Origin of the sequence: Chitinophaga solisilvae (assembly GCF_009928525.1) — a bacterium.
Classification (GTDB): domain Bacteria; phylum Bacteroidota; class Bacteroidia; order Chitinophagales; family Chitinophagaceae; genus Chitinophaga; species Chitinophaga solisilvae.
Genome location: NZ_JAABOK010000002.1, coordinates 424959 through 450869, shown reverse-complemented (window position 1 = coordinate 450869; position 25911 = coordinate 424959). Strand labels below are relative to the sequence as shown.

The following is a 25911-nucleotide window of genomic DNA, read 5'->3' as shown; positions in this document are numbered from 1 at the left end:
TTGCGAATTACGAATTACGAATGAGGAGCGAAGATTTAAGCGGATATAGTAAATTTGACAACGATAAAATATTCTTTATCCGCTTGAATCTTCGCTCCTCATTCGTAATTCGCAATTCGTAATTCGTAATTCTTTAGCAACGCTATTTGCTCCACATTTTATACCGTAACAGTGCCTCCACAAAATAGTAATCCGCGTATGTCAGTGGCACGTCTACTTCGGAGTTGTGCGGCAGGGATCCTACGCTGTGCAGGAGGATGAAGTGGTTGTTTTCCCCTTCTTTGGCGAGGTAGGCGGGGCTGCAGAGGCTGGAGAGCATTTTCTCGGCGGCAGTCCAGTAACGTTGTGCTTCTGTTTTGCTGGTGAAGCGGCTCAGTTCCAGGAGGGCGGAGGCAGCTACAGCGCCGGCGGATACGTCGCGGAGGGCGTTTGGAATATCTGGTGCATTGTAATCCCAGTAGGGGATCAGGTCTGCAGGCATAGCCGGATTGTTCAGGATGTAGTCGGCGATGTGACGGGCCTGGTTGAGGTAGGCTTTATCTTTTGTTTCGCGGTACATCATGGTATAGCCATAGAGGCCCCATGCCTGACCTCTGGACCAGGCAGAGCTGTCGGCATATCCCTGGTGTGTTTTCTTCTGCAGTACAGCGCCGTTGGCCGGATCGTAGTCGATAACGTGATAGGAGCTGTAATCTTTGCGGAAATGATTTTTGATGGTCGTGTTGGCGTGTGTGCGGGCGATCTGTTCAAATTTTTTATCGCCGCTGGCGCGGGTGGCCCAGGTGAGCAGTTCCAGGTTCATCATGTTATCGATGATAACAGGAAATTTCCAGGTGCCGTGATCCCATGATTTGATGCATCCGATGGTAGCGTTGAAACGGGTAGATAAAGACTGTGCGCTGGTGAGCAGGATAGCCTTATACGCAGTGTCTCCGGTGATACGCAGTGCGTTGCCGAACGGACAGTACATCATGAATCCGAGGTCGTGGGTACGGGTGTTGTATTGTTCCTTTTTCACCAGTTCCATCCGTTTGAGGGCTTCCGCCTTGAAGGCCGGATCTTTCGTATACTCGTAGAGGTACCAGGTAGTGCCGGGGTAGAATCCGGATGTCCACCAGGTGGTGTTGGAGGTCATGAGACTACCGTCTTTGTTGGTGGAGCGTGGCAGTACAGCGTCAGGTACATGCGTCATCATGCCTTTATATTGACGGGCCGCCAGCTGCAGGGCTTCATCTGCCTTGCGTAGCAGCTCCCTGTTGGCTTTTCCCGCCTGTGCATACGTTTGCATACATATGGCGGGCAGTAACAGCATGGTAAAGAACAGGTTCTTTTTCATAATAAGTTGTTATAGGTTGAATTATTTCTTCTTTCCGGCGGGAACAGCGCTTGCAGTGGATTCCCGCGCGATCAGCTGAATAGGTATTATTTCCTGTGAATAACGTGGCGTAGTGGTTTGTTTGCTGGTGATCAGTTCAATCAGCGCAGCCACCACACGTTCGCCCATCATGGCAGGATACTGATCTACGCTGGTAACAGGTGGTGTTACAATTTCCGTGCGCGGGTCATTGGAATAGCCGACAATTTTCAGGTCTTCCGGCACGCGCAGGCCTATCTGCCGGCAATACTGCATAATAGTGATAGCAGTGGTATCGTTGGAGGCAAAGATGCCGTCCGGGTAGGGACGCTGTGCGAATATTTTCTCACAGGTAGCCCAGGCATTGTCGCGGGTCAGCTCATGATAAAAGACGCGAGATTTTTTGAAAGGCAGCTTGTTTTGCTGCAGTGCGCTTTTATATCCTGCAACACGCTCCAGGTAAAGATTACAGCTGAGCGGCCCGGAGATATGCACGATATCCCGGCAGCCTTTTTCGATCAGGTGAGACGTAGCGGTATGTCCTCCCAGGTAATCATCTCCCTTTATCACCTTCACATTATAATCTTTCGGTACGCGGTCAAAAAACACCAGCGGAATATGATTATCCTTGAAGACATCAAAATGGGAGAAGTCCGTGGTATACAGGGTGGTAGATACCACCAATCCGTCTACCCTGGCGGAATACAGCGTATTCACCAGCGCCACTTCCTGTTCATAGGAATCGTTGGACTGACAGATGATCAGGTTGTAGCCGTGTTCCTGTAATTTGTTCTGAATGATGGTGCTGATAGCAGCCGGAAAAAACATGGAGATACGCGGTACAATCAATCCGATGGTTTTGCTTTTGTTATTGCGTAAACCGGCAGCCAGCGCATTGGGCCGGTAGCCCAGCTTACGGGCCATCTTCTTCACCTTTTCCTTCGTACGTGCGCTGATGTTAGGATTGTCGTTCAGTGCGCGTGATACAGTAGATACCGATAATTTCAGTTCTTCTGCAATATCAACGATTGTTTTTTCTGTACGTTTGCTCATGTATTAGCAATTAGCTGTAAATATTCACTTTATCGACCCATCCAGCCGCCATCTACCGTAAGGATAGTGCCGTGCACGTAATCAGCTGCAGCGGAAGCCAGGAATATCACCGGACCTGCAAAGTCTTCCGGTTCACCCCAACGGCCGGCCGGAATTCTCTCAAGTATGGAACTGCTTCGTTTTTCATCTGCACGCAGGGCAGTAGTATTATCCGTGGCAATATAACCCGGCGCTATGGCATTCACGTTCACTCCCCTGGACGCCCACTCGTTGGCAAAAGCCTTTACCAGCGAGCCTACAGCTCCTTTGCTGGCGGCATATCCCGGTACGTTGATACCTCCCTGGAAGGTCAGTAATGATGCTGTAAATATAACCTTTCCCGCGCCTCTTTCAAGCATTCCCTTTCCGATTTCACGGGTCAGGATGAATTGCGCATTCAGATTGATGTTGATAACTTCGTCCCAATACCCGTCCGGATGCTCTGCTGCCGGCTTACGTAAAATGGTGCCGGCATTGTTCACCAGGATATCTATCACCGGCGTATCCTGCTCCACCTGACGGATGAAGGCATACAGCGATTCCCTGTCTGCAAAGTTGCACTGATACGCTTTAAAACGGCGTCCCAGGGCGGTAACCTCCTTTTCCACCTCGCTGCCGCTCAGCTCCAGGGAAGCAGATACCCCGATGATATCTGCCCCTGCAGATGCCAGCGCCACTGCCATCGCTTTTCCGATTCCCCGCTTACAACCTGTTACCAGTGCGGTTTTTCCTTTCAGTTGAAATAAGTCCATAAAAAATTATTGTATGGTTACAGTAAGTGGTTGCCTGATTTTTTGTGCAAAGGATTCCAGGTATTTAAACCATGCCTCCGCATCTGCAATACGTCCGCCTTTACTCCAGGCGGCTCCGGCGTAGTAAACATATGGCTGCTGACTGCCGGCTGTACCAGGGCTCAGCAAATGTATGGCATCTGTTTTCATGCCAGGTGTTTCGTTGGGAAATACGCAACCGGTTCCGATGGTGCCGTCTTCGCCATGTACCGGCTCCCAGTAGCCCATCACACCATTTTTCTCATCCAGCAATACGGCTCCTGGCTCTTTACGCCTTACGATACCGGTTACCACTGGTATGCTGCTGCCTTTAAAGCTGTACTGCATCTGCATTCTGTTCAGCTGAGAACCGGCATCCAGGGAGATGGTCTTGGTAACGGTAACGGGTATATTACCAGCCTGCCAGGTGTCATAGGTTAATGCAAACGTTGTACGCAGCGGACCATTATCCAGACGCTTCCAGCTACGGTAGTTCTTCGGATAATAAATGGAATCCTTTCCGAAAGGCGCGGTATCGCCTGCGCCCAGGGTCATGCCTACGCTGTAGAAATCAAGCCCCTGCCCGTTATCGTGATGATAATTATCTGTCTTGTACCAGTTATCTATCACCATGTCTGTGGTACGCTTCGCCCATACGTCAATACCGGTGGCCATTTCCTTCGGGAATTTCTCCAGTGCGCCGCCGTACATACGGAACGCGATGCGGTCATTCTCCCAGGCATAATCATCTTTCCGCTCAGGTACATAACGGCCGTAAGCCTTTGCTGGTATTGCTGCCGGCGTACCTTCCGCAATAGTCAGGTGCAGAGCGGAAACTGCCGGTACGCTTACCTGCAGTAATATTTTCACCGGCGTTTTACCACCTTCATAAATCAGCTGATAGGGTATTTCCTGTCCGCGTAACAGGTCGTTGATGCGGAAAGACTTCTTCCTGCCGGCTTTGGCGCTGAACTGCGTATAGGGGATTTCTACGATCTCGTCTTCCCTGCCGGTACCGGAATAGTTGGTGATAACAATATCCGGCACTGCCTGCCTGCGGAGGTCATATTTAATCAGTTCCGAACCGGCTAACAGAAACGCACCTACGCCGTATACTTCTGTATCATCGGCGGTGGCCTTTCCCGGTGCGGCGGCAATTACCTGCACAAATCCCAGTTTACCGTTTGGCTGAATACAGCCTGTGAGCGCCTCCCATCCTTTGGTGATGACCGGCATAAACTGCTGCTCCGGTATTAATCCGTTGTTTACGCCCCACGTTAACGCATATACGTAAAATCCGGTACCACTTGTTTCTTTGGCAGGATAGCTTTCAGGGTCAAGCAGGCTTGCATGCCAGGTACCATCTGCTGTCTGCAGCCGGGCAATGCGGTAAGCCATCTTCCTGTAAAGATCCTGCAACCGGGCTTTCTCCGGATGTCCGTCCGGCATAACGCTTAACAACCGTACCAGTCCGCCCATTACCCAGCCGTTTCCGCGGCTCCAGAATACTTTGGCGCCGTTCTTTTCTTTCTGCTCAAAGTAGCGTGCATCGCGGAAATAGAGACTGTCTGCCTTATCGAATAAAAAGTCAGTGGTTTTCCACCAGAGCTTTATAGCTGTTTCGAGGTAGCGGGGATCTTTTGTGGCAGCTGATAAATATCCGAGCGCGGGAGGTCCCATGAACAGGGCATCACACCAGGCCCATTCCCGGTGGTGAATACCGTTTACCCAGTCCAGCGGCTCTGTATGCGGGGCCGCGGCGATACTGTCTGCCAGCCGGCGGAATTTATCCACCATCACAGGATTTTTGTAATAGCTGTACAGCTGTGCATACAGCTGCCCTATACAATAATCATCCGCAAAGAAGCGGTCCGGTCCTGTATTCCAGCTGTTATCTTCTCCTACCTGGATAAGGCGTTGCACATAAAAGGGATTTGAAGTAACCTGACTGAGGGCAAACATACCGGCGTACATAGCGCCGTTTGTCCAGTCCGTCTGCGGGTTAGCCCAGCCCTTGTGCTGAATATTCCGCCACTGCCAGGAAGCGACCTTCTCCATTTCTGTACGCACGGAAGCGGCGGTAAAAGCGGCAGCAGGGTTGTCATGGCCGGCCATCGCCGGGGCTGCTGCATGCAGTAGCGCTGCGCTGAGCATCCCTCCTGCAATAATTTTTTTCATCTTCATGATAGCTGCTGTTATCGTGATTAACGTAAATCAGTGATCTTGCAATGGTCCATATCGCCGTAGTCAAGGTTTTCACCGGCCATTCCCCAGATAAAGGTATAGTTGCAGGTGCCGGCGCCGGAGTGAACAGACCAGGGCGGGGAAATCACCGCCTGCTCGTTCTGCATCCAGATATGACGCGTCTCCTGCGGTTGGCCCATAAAGTGGCATACAGACTGCCCCTCCGGTACTTCAAAATAGAAATATACTTCCATCCGCCGGTCATGCGTATGCGCCGGCATGGTATTCCAGACACTGCCAGGTTTCAGTTCTGTCATACCCATCTGCAACTGGCAGGTGGGCAGTACGGAGTTCACGAGCAGCTTGTTGATGGTGCGGTGATTGGAGGTTTCCAGGGCGCCCAGCGTCACTACTTCTGCTTCACTGCGGGCTACCTTGCGGGTAGGATAACTATGATGTGCCGGAGTGGAGTTGAGATAGAATTTAGCCGGCTGCGACGCGTCCTTACTGCGGAATACCACACGCTCCCTGCCTTTTCCGATATACAGGGCTTCCTTGAAAGCCAGTTCAAATGTTTCGCCATCTACTTCCACAATGCCATCGTTTCCGACATTGATGATACCCAGCTCGCGTCTTTCCAGGAAATATGCGGCTTTCAGGAGATCAATCGTTTCCAGTACCACAGCTGTTTTTACAGGCATCGCACCGCCTGTCAGATAACGGTCGTAATGCGTATGTACCCATGATATCCTATCTGCCTCAAATACTTTCTCTATCAGAAACGCCTGTCTCAGCTGTACGGTATCCATCTGTTTAACTTCTGCCGGACTGCCCGCGTATCTTGACTCATACGATGTCGTCATATAATAATCATTTTTGTAAGGGTGAAATGCTGTTATTTATTTTACGGGAGAAGACCTGTGCAGATGCCACCTGTATTTTTCTGCACGGGTACGCTGCTCCTGATTAATAGTTTACGTGATAATCCTTCTTAACCGGTTTGCCCGACCATACTTTCTGCGAGGTCCATTCTGCTGCGGGGTCTGACCAGAAAGGGTCTTCTGAGGGCAGGCCCAGCGCCAGGAATCCATTGGTACAGATGTACAGGCTTCCGGTAGAGGTGTATACATCGGCCACTTCCGGCTGGTGTCCGCAAATACCCAGCTGCAGCCAGCCCTGTTTATCGAAGGTGCCTTCCATTTCAAATATTCTCTTCATGACTGCTGTCATGGCGCAACGCACCTGCGCAGGATTGATGCCTTCAGGCAGGCGGTGTTCCAGTGCCAGCTGTACCAGCGGCTGGAAAGCAGCGGTGCGGTAGGTCATGGAGCGGCCAATAGCCGGATAGGTGCCATCCGGTGCAATCATACGTTCCTGCAGGAAAGCGTAGCGCTGCATACGTTTTACAGCCTGCTCATAATCTGCTTTAGGCGCCTGTTGCTTATCTGTCAGCACTTTCAGCATATCCGTGAGCATCGGGTGTATGACATAGCCATTATAATAATCAAAGGAGAACTCTGCACCGTCTGAATAGAAACCGTCGCCGGCATACCACTCCTGCATCTTTTTGGTAGCGACCATGGTGCGCAGTGGTTCCCACTCTTCTCCGACGGACAGGAGGAATGCTTCCACCATACCGGCAAAAAGCAGCCAGTTATTATAGGCCGGCCGTATTTTCCTCAGCGCTTTCAGTTCTTTTACCACATTGGCTTTGGTGGTATTGTCCAGTGGGTGCCAGAGTGCCTGTGGCGCGCGCATGAATGCCTGGCACAGATAGGCGGCATCTACCAATGGCTGTGACTCTACACGGAAATTGAGATAATCTGCCGAGGAGGGGTTCACTCCGTTTACGATCCCTTCCAGCACCTGTGCTCTCAGCTGCTTCCGCAATTTTCCTTCTGTAGTGGCATCGTCGGGCAGTGCCAGCCAGGGGGCCATGCCGGAAATACACCGGCCGAAGGCTTCCAGGTAGGTTACTTTCTCCGCTGCCAGCCCGTATCCGGGGCCTTTTTCCAGGGGCATGTTTTTCCGGAGGGTGCCTTTGCTCATATTGGTCACAACGGGCGCTGCGATGCGCTGCAGCAGGCTGACCTGATATTGCCTGTCTGCCGTTACAGGTGCGGCTGTATTGTTCACTGTGGTACCGGTGATGTCTGAAGCAAACATTTTTCCCGGTAACAGGGCGCCCGCCAATCCTGCCATAGGCGCCATCCTGATAAAATTCCTGCGTTTCAAATTGCTAACTTTTTGCGTATGTGAAACTGATCACTTCACGTGGCTAAAGCATCAGATAACACTCAAATTAATGCAAACGTTTGCAATTTGCAAACGTTTTGGTAAAAAAAGATGCTATCAGCAGCTGCAATAAGGTTTTTGCTGCATGTATGCTTCATGGCGCCAGCCTGTCAGACTCCCCTTTCGTGTTTACCTGACAATTATTTCCAGTTGCTTTTCCTGAAAAATACATCAGGTCCTGCATAAAAAATACCAGTAAAATCATCTCTTTATCATCTGCTGATAATTGCATATCAACAATTGCCGATTCATTCGTAACTTGCTACCATCAAACATTACAGCGGTTTTGGCAAATAGGCAAAATCTTATCAAGGATTAATATTTTAGTATTACCAGCCGGTAACGTTATTTACTACTTTAGCTTTTATGAACACTTACTTACAAATTCATCCTGATGATAATGTGCTGGTGGCCCTTCAAGATATACCTGCAGGTACGCACATTTCATTTAACGGTCAGGATATCCGGCTTCAGCAAAATATCTCTGCGAAACATAAATTCCTGATCAACGATATTAACAGCGACGCGCCCATCACCATGTATGGCGTACTGGTAGGCAAATCTGTCCGCCCGCTGCAAAAAGGAGAAACCATCACTGTTGAAAACATTGTACACGACGCCAACGCTTTTCATGAAAAAGATGCCAGCGCACAATGGCAGGCCCCGGATGTGAGCAAATGGGAAAACACCACTTTTATGGGTTATCAGCGGGAAGACGGACAGGTAGGCACGCGTAACTACTGGCTTGTTATTCCGCTCGTTTTCTGCGAAAACAGGAATGTAGGCGTTATCAAAACCGCCTTTGAAAAAGGACTGGGATTTGCGCCGGCAGAGGTTTATAATGAACAGGTACTGGATCTCGTTTCCCTTTATAAAAGTGGTAACCTGGAAGCTGTACGCAACTACGAAGCCGGTCAAATAACGGCAACGGATAAACGCAGTACGGTTTTCCCGAATATCGACGGTATCAAATTCCTGACACACGAAGGCGGCTGCGGCGGCACCCGGCAGGATTCTGACGCGCTCTGCGCACTGCTGGCGGGCTACATACACCACCCTAACGTGGCCGGCGCTACCATCCTCAGCCTCGGATGCCAGCACGCACAGGTATCCATCCTGCAGGAATCACTGAAAAAATTAAATCCGGGCTTTAACAAACCGGTACTCGTATACGAACAGCAGAAGAGCGCTTCTGAATTTGCCATGCTCTCCGCCGCCATCAAAGACACTTTCCTGGCACTGGTGGAAGCCAACAAACAGGCACGTACCCCCAGCCCGCTTTCCAAACTGGTAATCGGACTGGAATGCGGCGGCTCCGATGGCTTCTCCGGCATCTCTGCCAACCCGGCCGTTGGGCATACTTCCGATCTGCTGGTAGCGCTGGGAGGCACCTCTATCCTGTCAGAATTCCCGGAACTCTGCGGCGTGGAACAGGAACTCATCAACCGTTGCGAAACCACTGAAACAGCCGAAAAATTCATCCGCATCATGCGCGCGTATGAAAACCAGGCACAGTCCGTCGGTTCAGGCTTCTACATGAATCCTTCCCCCGGTAATATCAAGGACGGCCTCATCACCGACGCCATCAAATCTGCCGGCGCAGCCAAGAAAGGCGGTACCTCCCCCGTTACCGATGTGCTGGATTACACGGAATATGTAACCAAACCCGGTCTTAACCTGCTCTGCACACCCGGCAACGATGTGGAATCCACCTCTGCTGAAGTAGGCTCCGGCGCCAACATCGTACTCTTTACTACCGGCCTGGGTACCCCTACCGGCAATCCCATCGCCCCTGTAGTAAAACTGGCCACCAACACCCGGCTCGCCACCCGCATGTCCGATATCATCGACATCGACACCGGCACCATCATCAGCGGGCAGCATTCCATCGCTGAAATGGGCGAACAAATCCTCGAATACGTCATCAAAGCCGCCAGCGGCGAAATCCATACCAAGGCTGAAACCCTTAACCAGGATGATTTTATTCCATGGAAAAGGGGTGTGTCGTTGTAGGAATTACGAATTACGAATTGCGAATTACGAATGTCACCCGAAGATAAAAGCGAAGACCTCAGCAGATACTTAATAGTATTTTGCTGAGGTCTTCGCTTTTATCTTCGGGTGACATTCGTAATTCGCAATTCGTAATTCGTAATTCTAATCAAGCTTCACCTGTTCCATTTTCGGCGCAAACAAATGCATGACCAGCCAGGCCAGCAGGTAAGCTACGCCACACATAACGAAGAGGATGTTGTAGCCGGTGCCGATGTTGCCGATTACCTTGTAATGCTGCAGCATGGAGCCGATAACGATAGGGAATAAGGTACCGCCGATAGAGCCTGCCATGCCGCCGATGCCGACAACAGAGCTTACGGCGCGTTTGGGGAACATGTCAGAGGCGGTGGTGAAGATAGTGGCAGACCACGCCTGATGGGCCGCTGTAGCCAGGCTTATCAGGGCAATGGCGATCCACAGGTTGCTGGTATATTGTATGAGTACGATGGGCGCTACACAGAGCGCAAATATCAGCATGGATATTTTACGCGCCCTGAATATAGGCCAGCCGCTTTTGATGAGATGGGAAGAAAGCCAGCCGCCACCGATACTGCCGAAGCTGGTGACAGAATAGATGATGATGATAGGCAGGCCCAGATTAGCTTTCAGGTCTACGTGGTAAATAGATTCCAGGTAGCCCGGAAGCCAGAACAGGAAGAACCACCATACGGGGTCTGTCAGCAGCTTGCCGAATACAAAGGCCCACGTCTGCCGGATGCCAAGCAGCCTGGCCCATTTCACCGGTTGTGGTTTTTCTGCTTCTACTTCCTGGTCAGAATGTATGTGGTCAAATTCAGCTTTACTTACCTTTTTATGACGGGCCGGTATTTCATAATAAATCCACCACAGCAGCAGCCATATGAAGCCGATAGCGCCGGTCCAGAAGAAAGCATGCCGCCAGCCATGGTTACGGGCCAGCCAGTATACCATCACCGGACCTACTACTGCAGCTATATTGGCGCCGCTGTTAAAGATGCCGGTTGCCAGCGCTCTCTCCTTTTTAGGAAACCATTCGGCCGTAGCCTTGATGGCAGCCGGGAAGTTACCTGCTTCACTGAGCCCCAGTACGGACCGGACAACGCCGAATCCCAGCGTGGTGCGTACCAGCGCATGCCCCATGGCAGAAAGACTCCACACAATAATGGATATGCTGTAACCCACTTTGGAGCCGACTTTATCCACCAGGCCGCCGAAAAACAGCAGCCCTATAGAATAGGCCGCAGAAAAGAGCATTACCAGATTGCTGTAATCCTGTTCCGTCCAGTTAAATTCACGGGAAAGATCTCCTTTCAGTAAACCAAGCACCTGCCTGTCTATGTAGTTAATCGTGGTAGCTACAAATAAAAGCGCGCACACACGCCAGCGATAATTACCTAAAGTTGTGGAATTCATTTACGGCTTGATTTGGAATTTATAAGTTGGCTTTAAATTACGGCTTCCCTCCGAGAAATGCAAACGTTTGCATTATTTTCTCTCTCAGCGAAGACCAGTCGCGGCTATCGATGAGAGATTTGTTCAACAGATTGCTGCCCATACCAACACACACCACGCCGGCTTCGAACCAGGCATCCATACTTACCCGGGTAGGCTCCACACCGCCGGTAGGCATAAACTTCAGCTGCGGGAACAGCGGCTTGATGGCCTTTACAAAGCCAGGGCCCAGCACATTGCCGGGAAACAGCTTCACCAGCTGCGCACCGTTTTTCTCTGCTACGGAAATTTCAGTTGGCGTCATGCAACCTGGGATCCACAGGATTTGCTGCGATTTGCAGTAAGCGCCGGTTTCAGGATCTGTTACAGGCGCTACAATGAAATCCGCCCCCAGGGCTGTATACGCAGCAGCGTCAGTAGCATTCTTGATAGTGCCGATACCCAGGTATAAGTCCGGCATGGAAGCCTTTTTCTTTTCCAGCAGCCGGGCAAAATTCTGCTGCGCAGCGGCGCCCCTGCTGGTGAATTCAAATACCCGCAACCCACCGTCGTAGCAGGCCTGCAGCACTTCGCAGCAAACGTCTGCATCATCGTGATAAAATACCGGGATAATTCCGCTCTGTTCAAAAGCCGCTATAATAGTAGCTGGTTGTGGCGCCATACTCAGATCAGTTTTAATATGTCCTCCGCAGAGGTAGTGTTGAAATCTCCTTTTACAAAAAATTTGGAATAAGCGGCTGCCGCGGCAAAAGCAATGATATCTGCCTCATTTTTTCCCTGCAGCTGCGCATGTATCAGCCCGGCCATAAAACAATCGCCGCTGCCAACCCTGTCTACTACCTCCCGGGTATCATACTCCTTCGATACACTCACCTGTCCGTTATGATAATAGAAAGCATAATACTGGTTATGCGTGGCGGCTTTACTGAAACGGAAAGTGAATGCTACCCGCTTACAGCGTTTATACGTTTCCGTTATTTCACGGGCTACTTTCTCTGCTTCTTCCAGGTAAACGGCCTTTGTATCCGCTTCCAGCGCAGTGGTGTTCAGTGAAGTATCCAGCATGGTATGTGCAGCCCAGATATTTCCCATCACCACGTCGCAGTATTGTACCAGCTCCGGCATAATCTCAAAAGGTTTTTTGCCGTACTGCCATAATTTACTTCTGAAATTAAGATCGGTGGAAATCGTCATTCCCTTACGGGTAGCGGCTTCCAGCACTTCTTTACAGATAACTGCCGCCTGCGGATTCAGTGCCGGCGAGATGGCGCTCCAGTGGAACCAGGTAGCATCGCCCAGCAGCGCATCCCAGTCTGTAGTTCCCGGTTCTATGCTGCTGAAAGAAGAGTACTTGCGGTCATACACCACCTCTGCGTGTTTCAGGTCGCTGCCCTGCGCCAGGTAATAGATCCCGATGCGGTCGCCGCCCCATAACATGCGGTCGGTATGAATACCCCGCTGACTCAGCTGTTGCAGTACATCCCTGGACAGGCCGTTATCCGGCACTTTGCTGATATAGGCCACGGGCGTACCCCATTGCGCCAGCGCGGCGGCTACGTTGGCTTCTGCGCCGCCTACATACACTGCGGCGGTATGCTGCGCCAGTTCGGGCGAAAGACGCAGTAGTATCTCCCCGAACGTAATAACTTTTACGGATTTCATCTAAAAATCAAAATATGCTTTAGCGTTGTAGTAACAAATATCCTGTACCATCTTCCCCAGCCAGGGGATATCATTGGGCAGCTCCCCGTTTTCTACATCATTGCCAATGAGATTGCACAAAATACGACGAAAATATTCATGTCGGGGAAAAGATAAGAAACTCCTGGAATCGGTGAGCATCCCTACAAAACGGCTCAGCAGCCCCATATTGCTGAGGGTGTTCAGCTGCTTTTCCATGCCGTCTTTCTGATCCAGGAACCACCAGCCGGAACCAAACTGGATCTTACCGGGCACGGAGCCGTCCTGGAAATTCCCCGCCATCGTGGCAAATACTTCGTTGTAAGCAGGATTAAGATTATAGATGACTGTTTTGGCCAGTTTATCCTTTTTATCAAGTTCATTGAAGAACGCGCTCATGGCTGCCGCATTATTCCAGTCGCCAATGGAATCCACGCCGGCATCAGCGCCCAGACGCTGTAACAGACGGGAGTTGTTATTACGGATAGCGCCGGCATGAAACTGCTGCGCCCAGCCTCTTTCATGGTTCCATTCGCACACTGCCAGCAGTACAGCAGTTTTGAACTGCTCATTTTCAAACGGCGTAACCGCACCGTTACTGCGCACATGACGGAATATGGTGTCCAGCTCCCTGTCTGAAGCCGGCTGAAAATAAAAGGTATTGATACCATGGTCACTCAGCCTGCCGCCCATTTCATGGAACCAGGTATGACGCTGCTGCAGCGCCTCCAGCAGGTCGCGGAAATTTTCGATGCTCCGGTTGGTGACTGCCGACAGCTTATCCACAAAAGCGTTGAACATGGCCGGATTTTCTACTGCCATGGCCTTATCCGGCCGGAAGGTGGGTAATACCCGCACGCCAAACGGACGATTGGCGATCGCCTGATGATGTTCAAGTGAATCCGTCGGATCATCTGTGGTACACAGCGTTTCTACGTTGAAATGGTGCAGCAGCGCCTGGGTTGTCAGCTGCGGCAGCTGCGCATTACACGCCTGGTAGATCTTCTCTGCGGAAGATTCATTCAGCAGTGCTGTGATACCGAAGGGATTGCGCAGTTCCATGTGCGACCAGTGATAGAGCGGGTTGCGCATGGTGTAGGGGGCAGTAGCCGCCCAGTGACGGAATTTCGTATAGTCGTCGGCATTACCGGTGATAAACTCTTCAGCCACCCCGTTGGCCCGCATGGCCCGCCATTTATAATGATCTCCTTTCAGCCAGATAGCTGTCAGGCTCTCAAAGGCTTTGTTCTGCGCTATTTCGTCCGGCGGCAGATGATTGTGGTAATCTATCACCGGCATAGACTGCGCGTAGTCAAAATATAATCGTTTAGCCGTTTCCGTTTGTAATAAAAAATCTTCTGTCAGAAATCCCTTCATATGCTGTTGATTAATTTTTTTGTTGAGGAAGATGAACATACTGCTGTACACCATGCTGCAGCAGTCCTTCCAGGTGGGCTGTTACCGCAGCGGCAAAACCCGGAATGGTTGCCAGGTCGCTTTCCCACAGACGCTCATCGGCACATACCTGCTTCACCAGCTTCGCGGCAGTGGTAAACTGCTCCCAGTAGCCGGCAAAGATGGCGGCATTATCATCCGTGATGGCGTATTCTTCGGTGCCGCGAAGCCCGAAATATTTCCCGTTTTCTTCCCGCGCCGGCCGGAGGAACAGCAGCATGGCGGCAAAGCCCAGGCACATATACTCCGGCAGCGTTTTGAACCGCTCAAAATAACGGGTCAGCGTACGCACATTACGGGCATTCATCTTGGAACTTTCCTGGAACGTGATGCTAATCAGCTTATGCGCGATAAACGGATTGGCAAAACGATCCAGCACGTCCTGCGCAAAGGACGCAGCCTGCGGACAGGATGCTGCTATCGTAGGTAATATTTCATGCAGAATCACTTCCCGGAAGAAATGACGCATATAGTCATCCTGCATGCATTCGTATACGGTGTTGAGGCCCGACAGGAAAGCCAGCGGCACGGCGGCCGTGTGGCTCCCGTTCAGAATACGCAATTTCTGTTCCCGGAAAGGCGTAATGCTGGGTGCAATCAACATGCGGTCATCGGCAGCATAAAAGCTCAGTACCGCCCTGGTATGCGCATCTCCTTCTATGGCCCATAACAGGAACGGCTCTACGTCAATCCACAGCTTATCGGTATAACCCGCCTGCTGTTCCAGTTCCGTCAGGTTCCGGGGCTTCCCCGGTACAATACGGTCTACCAGCGAATTACAGAACTGGTTATCATTTTCAATCCATTGCATAAATGCGGCCGGCATGTCATTATATACCGCCAGCTTTAAAACGATTTCTTTCAGCAAACGCCCATTATCTACCACCAGTTCGGTAGGTACAATGACAAAGCCTGTGCTGGCACGGCCGCCGAAGAAATCATACCGCTCCTTCAGCACCGCCAGCAACTTTCCGGGAAAGGAAGCCGGGGCTGTTTCCCCTATTTTCTCCGCTACATATTGAATACCCACTTCCGTGGTATTGGATATGATGGTTTGCAACGCCGGCTGATGAACTGCCCTGAGCACTTCCCGCCACTCTGCATTCGATTGCAAAACCCGGCTAACAGAAGCGTTTATTACTACCTGATCCATCAGCTCTCCCTGGGTAATACCTGTAATATGGGTGGTATACAAATTGTCCTGCGCAGTAAATTCAGCAGTATCGCCGTCAGTCGATTTCACCACCACAATACGCCCTTCAAAAACGCCTTGCTTATTGGCTTTATCCACCAGGTAATCTACCAGACCGCGCAACAACACGCCGGTACCAAACTGCAGGATTTTCTCCGGAAACCGGAAGATTTTTTCATCAACGCCGGAATCAGGCTGATTTAATATAAATTCTTTATTTAATATCTGGAGCATCACTACTAATTTATGCTAATTAGGTACTTAATCCAATAAATATATAATCCCGGATTAACATTTTGTAGTATGTGGACAAATAATCGCTAAAAGTGGCTAAAATGATATTATACATAATTTCTATCCGCGCATTGTCACAATTGATACCTCACTTCAGCAGGTTGCCCGGAATTTCAGTAAATTTGCATCCTTAAACTTTTTTTAAATGAGCAAGCATGGTAAAGTGCTGGTAGCTATGAGTGGTGGTATTGACAGTACCGTTACAGCGCTGATGCTGCATGAACAGGGATACGAAGTGGTGGGTATCACCATGAAAACCTGGGATTATGCCGGAGCGGGGTCCAGTAAAAAGGAAACCGGCTGCTGTAATCTTGATTCATTCAACGATGCCCGCGCTGCAGCGGTGCATCACGGGTTCCCGCATTTTGTGCTGGACATCCGCGATGAATTCGGGGACTTTGTCATCAATAATTTTGTGGACGAATACATTGCCGGCCGCACGCCTAATCCGTGTGTGCTGTGCAATACACATATCAAATGGCGCGCACTGATGAAACGTGCAGACGCTATGGACTGTGAATTTATCGCCACCGGCCACTACGGACAGATACGCAGGCACGACAACGGAAGAATGGTCATCAGCAAAGGCGTTGACGAAACAAAAGATCAGAGCTACGTGCTGTGGGGCATCCAGCAGGATGTGCTCGCCCGCACCCTGCTCCCTCTCGGACAATACCGTAAAACCGCCATCAGGCAGATGGCTTTCGACTTCGGCTACCCCGAACTCGCTAAAAAGGCAGAAAGCTATGAAATATGCTTCGTGCCGGACAACGACTACCGCGGTTTCCTGAAAAGGAAAGTGGAAGGCCTGGAAGAAAGAGTGAACGGCGGTAACTTCGTACTGGCCGACGGTACTATCGTAGGACAGCACAAAGGCTACCCCTTCTACACCATCGGGCAACGCAAAGGACTGGATATTGCCCTCGGACGCCCGGTATTTGTTACCGAAATCATTCCCGAAACAAATACTATTGTGCTGGGTAATGAAGAGGAACTGAAGAAAAGCGAAATGGTAGTCAGCGGCCTCAATATGGGTAAATACGAGACTATCACCGACGGCATGGAAGCTGTCACCAAAATCCGCTATAAAGATCCCGGCGCGCTGAGCAACCTGCGCAACGAAAACGGACAGATCAAAGTGGATTTCTACGAGCAGGTAAAAGGTATCGCACCCGGCCAGTCAGCCGTTTTCTATGAAGGCGACGACGTCATCGGTGGTGGTATCATACAGCGCGCTCCCATCATGCTTTAATGCGATTTCATATATAGTACAAAAGGGCCGGGGAACATTTCCCGGCCTTTTTTGTATATTTAAAACAATCATCTGCCATGAATCAACTTCCGGATAAATTCCCTGATATAGCCACTTCCCGGCTCGCCCTCACAGCACTGAAACCAGCGCATGCCGGCAGACTGTTCCAGCTATTCACTGACAAACAGGTTATCCGGTATTATAATGTTTTACCACTGAAAGAAGAAAAGGACGCAGAGAAAGTAATTCATTATCTCCGCCAGCGCTTCATGGACAAACTGGGTATCCGCTGGGCCATCACACTCAAAGGCACCGATGAATTCATCGGCACCATCGGCTTCAACAATTTCCCGCAACCCCACCGGGGCGTTATCGTATATGCCATTGAACATCAGCACTGGGGCAAAGGCTTTATGACTGAAGCCATTCAGGCCCTGGTCAGATACGGCTTCCACGACCTGGAACTGATCCGTATTGAAGCAGAAGTACTGCCCGGCAATAGTGCCTCTGAAAGAGTACTCGCCAAAAACGGATTTAAACAGGAGGGCATGCTGCACAAATGGCTGGAATGGGGCGGCGATTTCTTTGATGTGAATATGTGGGCGCTGGTGAAAGCATAACACCATCTTCCCTGTGCAGCGCTTGCTGCACGCGCCCGTTCAGATTCTTCATTGCTGATTACGAAAACCTTACCGCAAACATCGTATCAGCGCCTTTATCGTATCCGGCAATAATGCCGCCTTCCTGACGGCGCAACCGGCTGTTAGCCTCTATAAATGCCACCACTTCTTCGTTCTCCTGCTTAAATACGGAACAGGTGATATAAATCAGTGAGCCACCGGGTTTCAGGAATGGTATAACGTTATGGGCTATACGTTTTTGTAACTGCTGGTATTTCAGTATTTCGTCGTGTTTAAAAAAGGTGAGACTTTCCGGTGTGCGGCCCCAGGTGCCGGAGCCACTGCAGGGTGCATCGAGGATGATACCGTCAAACTGCTGGCGGCCGATAGTACCGGCTGCATCAGGAGACGTCAGGTCCGCCACGCGCGCCTCGTAATTCTTAATTCCTGCGGCCTTAAAGCGCTGCTGCAGGTTTTCGAGGATAGACCTCCGCACATCGCTCACCAGCAGCTTTACATCGGGCTGCTGATCTTTCAGCAATATGGATTTTCCACCACTGGCAGCACAGCAGTCCCACCATGTTTCCTGCCTGGCAGGATGGAAGAAGGCGCCGGTCTGCTGGCTGGAGGCATCCTGCACTTCATACCAGCTTTTCTCCGGTACCAGCTCCTCTATTTTTGTACCGTTAGGCAGCGCTATGGTAGACTTGTTCTCAAATACCTCATACGTGATGTTCTTCTGTTGCAGCAGCTGCAAAACCTTGTCCAGTTTGTTATTACGGACACGGATAAACAACCGGGGCTGCCGGAGGAACGCATAGGAGAATGCACCTGCATTCACTTCTTCCGATAAATCAGCTGTAAAAGGAAAGATACCCTCCGGAGACAGTGGCTGTTCAAGTATCACCGCTTTTTCTGCGGCAGGCAGTTCCATCCTGGTATTCCAGTCGGGCTGCAGCGCCTGCAACAGATCGTTGGGCTGTGTTTCACAGAGAAAAGTGCCGGCGAGTATACGCGTTTGCAGCGGCAGGTTTTTTCCCCATGTTCCCAGCCGGTAGTAATGGTATACCAGCTGTGAAATCCAGCGGCGGTCGCGGCTTCCCATATAGGGATGCTCTTTGAAAAATGTTTTCAGAAAATGATGTAAAGGCAGGCTGCCCTTGTAGGCGCCGATAATTTTTTCTGCAGATGATACGTAATTTTCCCAGCGGGTCATGCGCAAAGATAATTAATTACGCTGCAGCAGGCGTTTGCAGCAGCCATAAAAAAAGGCAGCAGGAAATAATTCCTGCTGCCTTCAATATGATATATACGTTGCTGTTAGAGTTTCAGCAATGCTTTCAGCGGATCTTTACCGAACAGCAGCTGCTCAGGATTTTCCAGCATTTCCTTCACTCTTACGAGGAAGCTCACTGATTCGCGGCCGTCGATGATACGGTGATCGTAGCTCAGTGCCACGTACATCATCGGACGGATCACGACCTGGCCATCAATAGCCATCGGGCGTTCCTGGATTTTGTGCATACCCAGGATAGCGGATTGCGGGATATTGATGATCGGCGTGCTCATCAGGGAACCAAATACGCCACCGTTGGTGATGGTGAAGGTACCGCCGGTCATTTCAGGCACGGTTAATTTGTTGTCGCGTGCTTTGGTAGCCAGCTCCACCACTGCTTTTTCGATACCGGCCATATCCAGGCTTTCCGCATTTCGGATAACCGGTACTACCAGTCCTTTCGGAGCAGATACCGCGATAGAGATATCGCAGTAGTCGTGATATACCAGCTCTTCTCCGTCGATGTAGGCGTTTACAGAAGGGAACTCCTGTAAAGCGAAGCAGCATGCTTTGGTGAAGAAGCTCATAAAGCCGAGGTTAACCTCATGCTGTTTTTTGAATACTTCCTTGTATTTGGCACGCAGCGCCATGATGTTGGTCATATCCACCTCGTTGAAGGTGGTCAGCATAGCGGTGGTGTTTTTAGCTTCCACGAGGCGGCGGGAAACGGTTTTACGCAGGTTGCTCATTTTCTCCCTGCGTTCGCCGCGGCTGAACATTTCCTGACCGATGGCTACGCCCGGATTCTGCAGGGCAGCATATACATCGTCTTTCATGATTTTGCCATGAGCGCCTGAACCTTTGATAGTAGAAGCATCCACGTGCTTGTCAGCGATAACTGCTGCAGCCACCGGGGTGGTTTTAATATCATTGGGAATAGCGGTAACGGGCGCCTGCTGTGCCTGCGGAGCGGCGGCCTTTGCGGGCTGTGCTGCCGGAGCAGCTGCCGGTGCGGCTTTACCTGCTGGTCTTGGTGCGCTGGTATCTATTTTACAGGCTACGTCGCCTATTTTTAAAGTATCGCCTTCTTTCGCTACCTGGATCAGTACGCCGGCTTCTTCTGCATTGAGTTCGAAGGTAGCCTTCTCTGATTCCAGTTCGCAGATCACTTCATCGCGTTCTACGTAGTCGCCATCTTTCTTCGTCCATTTCACCAGTGTTACTTCGCTGATAGATTCACCGACAGTAGGCACTTTCATTTCGATGGTTCCTTTGTTAACAGCAGGTGCTGCCGGAGCGGCTGGTGCAGCTTCGGTGGCAGGTGTTGCAGGAGCGGCTGCCGGAGCTGCGGGAGCCGGAGCGCCTGCAGGCGGAGCTGCTGCGGTGTCAATGGTGCAGGCAACATCGCCTATTTTCAGGGTAGCGCCTTCCGCTGCAGCGATCTTCAGGATACCTGCTTTCTCTGCATTCAGCTCGAAGGTTGCTTTCTCTGACTCCATTTCACATAACACCTCGTCCTGTTGTACATAATCTCCGTCTTTCTTCAACCACTTTGCAATTGTTACCTCGCTAATAGATTCTCCTACCGTAGGGACTTTGATTTCGATAACCATATTTTATCAGTTGATGGCGATGATAATTTTCAGTTATTGGTTAACGTTGAAAACTACCAATCTGTTTATTGTTTGCTGTTTTTTTTGTTAGATGTTAAAAGCGGTATCAATGATCTGCTGTTGTTCACGGGCATGCACTTTGGCATAACCGGTGGCAGTGGATGCACTCGGATTACGGCTGATAACACCATAGTTGAGCTGCTTCAGGTTCATCTGCAGGTAAGCTGCAGCGCCCATATTCAGCGGTTCTTCCTGTACCCAGAAGAAGGTAGCCCCTTTATATTTCTGTGCGATGGCTTCCAGCTGTTTAACAGGCAGCGGGTACAGCTGTTCCAGACGTACGATGGCTACATCCTTACGTTCTTCCTTTATCTGTTTGTCGCTCAGGTCGAAATACATTTTACCGGTACACAGTAATACTTTCTTCACGACAGACGCATCCTCAATAAACGGATCGTCCAGTACTTCCTTAAATCCGCCGGTAGTGAATTCTTCCGTTTTGGAATAAGCGCCCGTATGACGCAGATTGGCTTTCGGAGAGAAGTTGATCAGCGGTTTACGGAACTGCCAGGTGAGCTGGCGGCGCAGCGCGTGGAAGAAGTTGGCAGCAGTGGTAATGTTGGTTATCACCATGTTTTCTTCTGCACACTGCTGCAGGAAACGTTCCGGACGTGCGTTGGAGTGGTCCGGTCCGCCACCTTCATAACCATGTGGCAGCAGCATAACCAGCCCGTTCTGCGTTGTCCATTTCTGTTCAGCGCTGCTGATATACTGATCAATTACTGTTTGCGCACCGTTCACGAAGTCGCCGTATTGCGCCTCCCACAGCACAAGGCTGTTAGGGTTAGCCATGGCATAGCCATATTCAAAGCCCAGTACGCCGTATTCGCTCAGCAGGGAGTTATAGATTCTGAATTTACCTTGTTTATCTGCCAGGTGAGCCAGGCGGTTGTAGGTATCGTTGGTGTTTTCATCAAACAATACCGCATGACGGTGGGAGAAAGTACCGCGTTTTACGTCTTCTCCGCTCATTCTTACGTCTTTTCCTTCAATCAGCAGGCTGGCATAGGCGAGCAGTTCGCCGGTAGCCCAGTCTACCTTTCCTTCTTCCTGATACAGTTTGATTTTATCCTGCAGCAGTTTGCTCACTTTGCGCAGCGGCACGAATGTTTCCGGCCATTTCATCAGCGCATCGAAGAGGCTTTTGAATTCATCTTCCCGGATAGCAGTTACCGGAGAAGATTCAAAGTCCTGCGGGGTAGCCTTGCGGAGAGCCTGCCACCACTCTTCCGGTTTCTGGTTGGCATAAGGCAGCGGATGTTGTTTCACTTCATCCAGGCGTGCCTGCAGGTCATCCCAGAATCCTTTTTCCATTTCTTTGGCCAGGGCCTGCGCATCGGGTTCACCGTTATTCAGCAGGTACTGGGTGTATACTTCACGCGGATTGGCATGTTTGTCAATCAGCGCATACAGACTAGGCTGCGTGAACTTAGGCTCATCACCTTCGTTATGTCCGTGTTTACGGTAGCACACCATGTCGATGTAAATATCTTCATTGAATTCCTGACGGTAACGGGCAGCCAGCTGGGATACTTTCACCACTGCTTCTGCATCATCGCCATTCACGTGGAATACCGGCGCCTGTACGATGGAAGCTACGCTGGTGCAGTAGTCGGAGGAGCGGGCATCATCAAAGTCGGTCGTGAAACCGATCTGGTTATTGATGACAAAGTGAATGGTACCACCGGTGTAGTAGCCTTTCAGTTTACTCATCTGGGCCACTTCATATACGATACCCTGGCCAGCTACCGCCGCATCCCCGTGAATGAGGATAGGCAGTATCTTGTCGTAGTCGCTGTCGTAGATAACATCTGCTTTACTGCGGGAGAAGCCTATAACGATAGGATCTACCACTTCCAGGTGGGAAGGGTTAGGCATCAGCTGCAGGTTAACTGCTTTTCCGCCGGTAGTGGTTACCTGGGAACGGAAGCCGAGGTGATACTTCACGTCGCCGCTTCCCATGGTCATATCCGGAACGGCCAGGCCTTCAAATTCATTGAAGATCTGTTCGTAGGTTTTTCCGAGGATGTTAGCCAGTACGTTAAGACGGCCGCGGTGTGCCATACCGATAACGGATTCCTGTACGCCGTATTCAGCAGCCACATTCAGCATGGCATCCAGCGCCGGAATGGTGGATTCACCGCCTTCCAGGCCGAAACGCTTCTGTCCTATATATTTGGTATGGAGGAATTTTTCGAAGATAACGCCCTGATTCAGTTTCTGCAGAATGCGGCGGCGTTGTTCCAGCGACAGGGGAGTGGTCATTACCGTTTCAAACTCCTTTTCCAGCCATTTAGCCTTGTCGCGGTCGTTGATGTAGGTATATTGAATACCCACGGAACCTGCATAGATTTTTTTCAGATAGGCCTCAATATTTTCGAGGGTGGCTTTTCCGAGTCCGATGGCAGTACCCGCGTAGAATTCTGTTTTGAGATCAGCATCGCTCAATCCGTAGCTTGCGAGGTCCAGGTTGGCCCTTCTGTCTTTTCTTTCACGGATGGGGTTTGTTTTAGCAATCAGGTGTCCTTTCTTGCGATAGGCCTGTATGAGGCGATATACGCCCAGTTCTTTTGCCATCTGATCACCACTCACCGGTAATGCGCTGCCGGTGGCTGCAGGAGCCGCACCTGCTGCTTTGCCATTGAGGTTGGATACCGCGAAATCAAATCCTTCAAAAAATTTCACCCAATCTGGGTCTACGGAATTGGGATCTTTGAGGAAATCCTGGTATAACGATTCAATGTAAGCAGGATGCGAGTTGGTGACGAATGAGAAGTCCTTCATTTACAACGAGTTTTGCTGATCTTCAGTTCAATTCTTTTCTGTTGATATCCCGATATATAATATACGGGATTGCAAATATCGCTCGTTTTTTGATACATAGAGCGGAAAAAATGAGAAAATATCATGTCTTTAAGACCGATTTAACTACCCCTCAATGGATTATATTTGTACCCGGCCGGAAAAACTACTTTTAGTTTGTTTTGTAAATGGATTATCCTTACCTTTGCCGTCCGAAACTTGAAATTTGAAAAATGGCAAACCATAAAGCAACGAAAAAAGACGTACGTCAAAGCAGAAAGCGTAATGAGCGTAACCGTTACTACGGTAAAACTACCCGTAATGCCATCCGTGACCTGAGAGCTATTACTGAGAAAGCGGCAGCGGAGAAAGAATTATCAGAAGTGGCATCTATGATCGACAAGCTGGCTAAACGTAACGTTATCCACAAAAACAAAGCAGCTAACCTGAAAAGCAAACTGGCTAAGAAAATCTCTACTTTAGCCTAGTTTCCTTTCGGTAACAAATATTTACAGCTCTTCCTCACAAAGGAAGGGCTTTTTGTTTTTCTACTCGTTTTTATATAGATAATTCTTCTTATGAGAAAGTTATTGAGTATCATAGCCTGTTTGCTGACACTCTCCACCTATGCACAGGACTTTACCACCCGTTTTGAAAAAAGTAACGGCAAGGAAACTGCCACCTACCAGGAAGTTATCAGCTACTACCGCCAGCTCACCCGCCGGTACCCGCAGATAAAAATGACCGAAACAGGCGCCACCGACGCCGGATTTCCCCTCCACCTCGTTGTTTACTCCCCCGATAAAGACTTTAATTTCAGCAGCCTCCGCAAGAAAAATAAACGTATCATCCTCATTAACAACGGTATACATCCCGGCGAACCCGATGGAATTGACGCTTCTATGATGCTGCTCAGAGACATTGCCCAGGGCAAAGCCTCCCTGCCAGATAATATCATCCTCGCCGTTATCCCCGTCTATAATATCGGAGGCGCCCTCAACCGCTCCTCCAATTACCGCGTTGATCAGAATGGCCCCGATGCCTTCGGCTCCCGCGGAAACGGTCAGAACCTGGACCTGAACCGCGATTTCATCAAAACCGATTCCAGAAATGCCCGCTCCTTCCAGCAAATCTATCACCTCACCGATCCGGACGTTTTTATCGACAACCACGTCAGCAACGGCGCAGACTACCAGCATATCATCACCCTCCTGAGCACCCAGTACAGTAAACTGGGCGGTCCTATGGGCGACTTTCTCCATAATACCTTCGAACCCGGGCTTTATTCCCTCATGAAAGCCAAAGGTTACGACCTCGTACCCTACGTCAATCACTTCGATGAAACACCAGACAGCGGCTGGGTAGAATTTTCCGACCTACCCCGCTACTCCTCCGGATATACCACCCTCTTCCATACTTTCGGCTTCGTCCCCGAAACACATATGCTGAAACCTTACCCGCAACGGGTAAAAGCTACCTACGCCCTTATGGAATCCTTCATCCGGTTCACCAGCGAACATAGCGAAACCATCAGGCAGCTGCGGGAACAAACCAAACAGGCTTCCCTTACCCAGCAACGCTTTCCGCTCTCCTGGGAAACAGATATGAGCAAATACAGCCTCATCACCTTCAAAGGCTTCGCCAGCGGACATAAACCCAGCGATGTTTCCGGCCTGCCCCGACTGTACTACGACCGCAGCAGACCATACGAAAAACAGGTGAAATTTTTCAACTACGCAGCACCCGATAAATATGCGGATAAACCCTCCGCCTATATCATCCCACAGGGATGGTGGGCCGTTATTGACCAGCTGAAAAACAACCAGGTGAAAATGCAACGCCTGCCCAAGGATACCACCATCTACGTGGAAACCTATCACATCGTTGACTACCAGACCTCCCCGCGGCCGTTCGAAAAACATTACCTGCACACCCATATTAAAGTAACCACCACCAAAGATAGTATCCGTTTCCGTCAGGGCGACTATTACATCCCCATGAATCAGACCGCTAACCGCTATCTCATGGAAACCCTGGAACCTGTCGCCGGCGACTCCTTCTTCGCCTGGAATTTCTTCGACGCCATACTCGGACAAAAAGAAGGCTACTCCGCTTACGTATTTGAAGACACCGGAGCCGCATTCCTGAAAGAACATCCCGAAATAGCCACCCAACTGCAGCAAAAAAAATCCGCCGACAGCAGCTTCGCCAACAACGCTGCCGCCCAGCTGAATTTCGTATACAAACATTCTCCGTATGCAGAACCAGGATATATGAGGTATCCGGTTTTCAGAATAATGAAATAGAAGTAATTACGAATTACGAATTGCGAATTACGAATGCAGAAGCGAAGATTAAATCGAAGATTTAAGAAGATAACTATTAAACATCTCCTTAAATCTTCATTTTAATCTTCGCTTCTGCATTCGTAATTCGCAATTCGTAATTCGCAATTATTTTCCTTTCGGTTCTTCACAGAAAAGTAC

At 50.2% G+C, this 25911-nt stretch carries 19 protein-coding genes; 5 read left to right on the top strand and 14 right to left on the bottom strand.

Annotated features, from left to right (window positions below):
- Window positions 1–142: 142 nt before the first annotated feature.
- The 6 genes from GWG06_RS04610 to GWG06_RS04585 all read right to left on the bottom strand — a co-directional run bounded on the left by GWG06_RS04610 (window position 143) and on the right by GWG06_RS04585 (window position 7635).
- A complete protein-coding gene (locus GWG06_RS04610) occupies window positions 143–1336 on the bottom strand; it encodes a glycoside hydrolase family 88 protein (protein WP_160711604.1) in 1194 nt (397 codons plus the stop codon).
- A gap of 21 nt (window positions 1337–1357) precedes the next feature.
- The gene (locus GWG06_RS04605; RefSeq protein ID WP_160711603.1) at window positions 1358–2407 is read right to left on the bottom strand and encodes a LacI family DNA-binding transcriptional regulator; all 1050 of its coding nucleotides are present in this window, start codon (window positions 2405–2407) and stop codon (window positions 1358–1360) included.
- Window positions 2408–2436: 29 nt separating this feature from the next.
- Window positions 2437–3198, bottom strand: coding sequence for an SDR family oxidoreductase (locus GWG06_RS04600; protein WP_127040962.1), 762 nt, complete (start codon window positions 3196–3198; stop codon window positions 2437–2439).
- 6 nt (window positions 3199–3204) lie between these two features.
- Window positions 3205–5400: a glycoside hydrolase family 88 protein gene (locus GWG06_RS04595; RefSeq protein ID WP_160711602.1), complete on the bottom strand. Its 2196-nt coding sequence runs from the start codon at window positions 5398–5400 to the stop codon at window positions 3205–3207.
- Window positions 5401–5420: 20 nt separating this feature from the next.
- Window positions 5421–6263 carry a 5-dehydro-4-deoxy-D-glucuronate isomerase gene (kduI, locus tag GWG06_RS04590; protein WP_160711601.1) on the bottom strand — a complete coding sequence of 281 codons (843 nt, stop codon included), beginning with the start codon at window positions 6261–6263 and terminating at the stop codon, window positions 5421–5423.
- A gap of 103 nt (window positions 6264–6366) precedes the next feature.
- Window positions 6367–7635, bottom strand: coding sequence for a DUF2264 domain-containing protein (locus GWG06_RS04585; RefSeq protein ID WP_202182943.1), 1269 nt, complete (start codon window positions 7633–7635; stop codon window positions 6367–6369).
- Between the two features lie 426 nt (window positions 7636–8061).
- Between GWG06_RS04585 and GWG06_RS04580 the strand changes: the two genes are divergently transcribed.
- Window positions 8062–9708 (top strand): UxaA family hydrolase, encoded by a 1647-nt coding sequence (locus GWG06_RS04580; RefSeq protein WP_160711600.1) that lies wholly within the window; start codon window positions 8062–8064, stop codon window positions 9706–9708.
- A 144-nt stretch (window positions 9709–9852) separates the two neighbouring features.
- Here GWG06_RS04580 and GWG06_RS04575 read toward each other — a convergent pair whose 3' ends face one another.
- The 5 genes from GWG06_RS04575 to GWG06_RS04555 are packed head-to-tail and all read right to left on the bottom strand — an operon-like array spanning window position 9853 to window position 15742.
- On the bottom strand, window positions 9853–11142 hold the full coding sequence (locus GWG06_RS04575; protein WP_160711598.1) for an MFS transporter: 1290 nt from the start codon (window positions 11140–11142) through the stop codon (window positions 9853–9855).
- A gap of 37 nt (window positions 11143–11179) precedes the next feature.
- Window positions 11180–11842, bottom strand: coding sequence for a bifunctional 4-hydroxy-2-oxoglutarate aldolase/2-dehydro-3-deoxy-phosphogluconate aldolase (gene eda, locus GWG06_RS04570; protein ID WP_127035193.1), 663 nt, complete (start codon window positions 11840–11842; stop codon window positions 11180–11182).
- Window positions 11843–11844: 2 nt separating this feature from the next.
- Window positions 11845–12843: a sugar kinase gene (locus GWG06_RS04565; RefSeq protein WP_127035191.1), complete on the bottom strand. Its 999-nt coding sequence runs from the start codon at window positions 12841–12843 to the stop codon at window positions 11845–11847.
- Complete coding sequence (gene uxaC / locus GWG06_RS04560; protein WP_160711596.1) at window positions 12844–14238, bottom strand: glucuronate isomerase; 1395 nt, start codon at window positions 14236–14238, stop codon at window positions 12844–12846.
- Window positions 14239–14248: 10 nt separating this feature from the next.
- The gene (locus tag GWG06_RS04555; RefSeq protein ID WP_160711594.1) at window positions 14249–15742 is read right to left on the bottom strand and encodes a tagaturonate reductase; all 1494 of its coding nucleotides are present in this window, start codon (window positions 15740–15742) and stop codon (window positions 14249–14251) included.
- Between the two features lie 205 nt (window positions 15743–15947).
- Between GWG06_RS04555 and mnmA the strand changes: the two genes are divergently transcribed.
- Both mnmA and GWG06_RS04545 read left to right on the top strand, forming a co-directional pair.
- Window positions 15948–17054, top strand: coding sequence for a tRNA 2-thiouridine(34) synthase MnmA (mnmA, locus tag GWG06_RS04550; RefSeq protein WP_127035185.1), 1107 nt, complete (start codon window positions 15948–15950; stop codon window positions 17052–17054).
- Window positions 17055–17131: 77 nt separating this feature from the next.
- Window positions 17132–17674, top strand: a complete 543-nt coding sequence (locus tag GWG06_RS04545; RefSeq protein ID WP_160711593.1) for a GNAT family N-acetyltransferase — start codon at window positions 17132–17134, stop codon at window positions 17672–17674.
- A gap of 58 nt (window positions 17675–17732) precedes the next feature.
- Here GWG06_RS04545 and GWG06_RS04540 read toward each other — a convergent pair whose 3' ends face one another.
- From GWG06_RS04540 to GWG06_RS04530, 3 genes are all read right to left on the bottom strand, one after another.
- Window positions 17733–18890: an RsmB/NOP family class I SAM-dependent RNA methyltransferase gene (locus GWG06_RS04540; protein ID WP_160711592.1), complete on the bottom strand. Its 1158-nt coding sequence runs from the start codon at window positions 18888–18890 to the stop codon at window positions 17733–17735.
- 104 nt (window positions 18891–18994) lie between these two features.
- Window positions 18995–20563 (bottom strand): 2-oxoglutarate dehydrogenase complex dihydrolipoyllysine-residue succinyltransferase, encoded by a 1569-nt coding sequence (gene odhB / locus GWG06_RS04535; protein ID WP_127035178.1) that lies wholly within the window; start codon window positions 20561–20563, stop codon window positions 18995–18997.
- A gap of 87 nt (window positions 20564–20650) precedes the next feature.
- A complete protein-coding gene (locus GWG06_RS04530; protein ID WP_127035177.1) occupies window positions 20651–23407 on the bottom strand; it encodes a 2-oxoglutarate dehydrogenase E1 component in 2757 nt (918 codons plus the stop codon).
- Between the two features lie 251 nt (window positions 23408–23658).
- Here GWG06_RS04530 and rpsT point away from each other — a divergent pair, with 251 nt between their 5' ends.
- Both rpsT and GWG06_RS04520 read left to right on the top strand, forming a co-directional pair.
- Window positions 23659–23913, top strand: coding sequence for a 30S ribosomal protein S20 (rpsT, locus tag GWG06_RS04525; RefSeq protein WP_127035175.1), 255 nt, complete (start codon window positions 23659–23661; stop codon window positions 23911–23913).
- Window positions 23914–24003: 90 nt separating this feature from the next.
- On the top strand, window positions 24004–25731 hold the full coding sequence (locus GWG06_RS04520) for a M14 family metallopeptidase (protein ID WP_160711591.1): 1728 nt from the start codon (window positions 24004–24006) through the stop codon (window positions 25729–25731).
- Window positions 25732–25911: the final 180 nt, after the last annotated feature.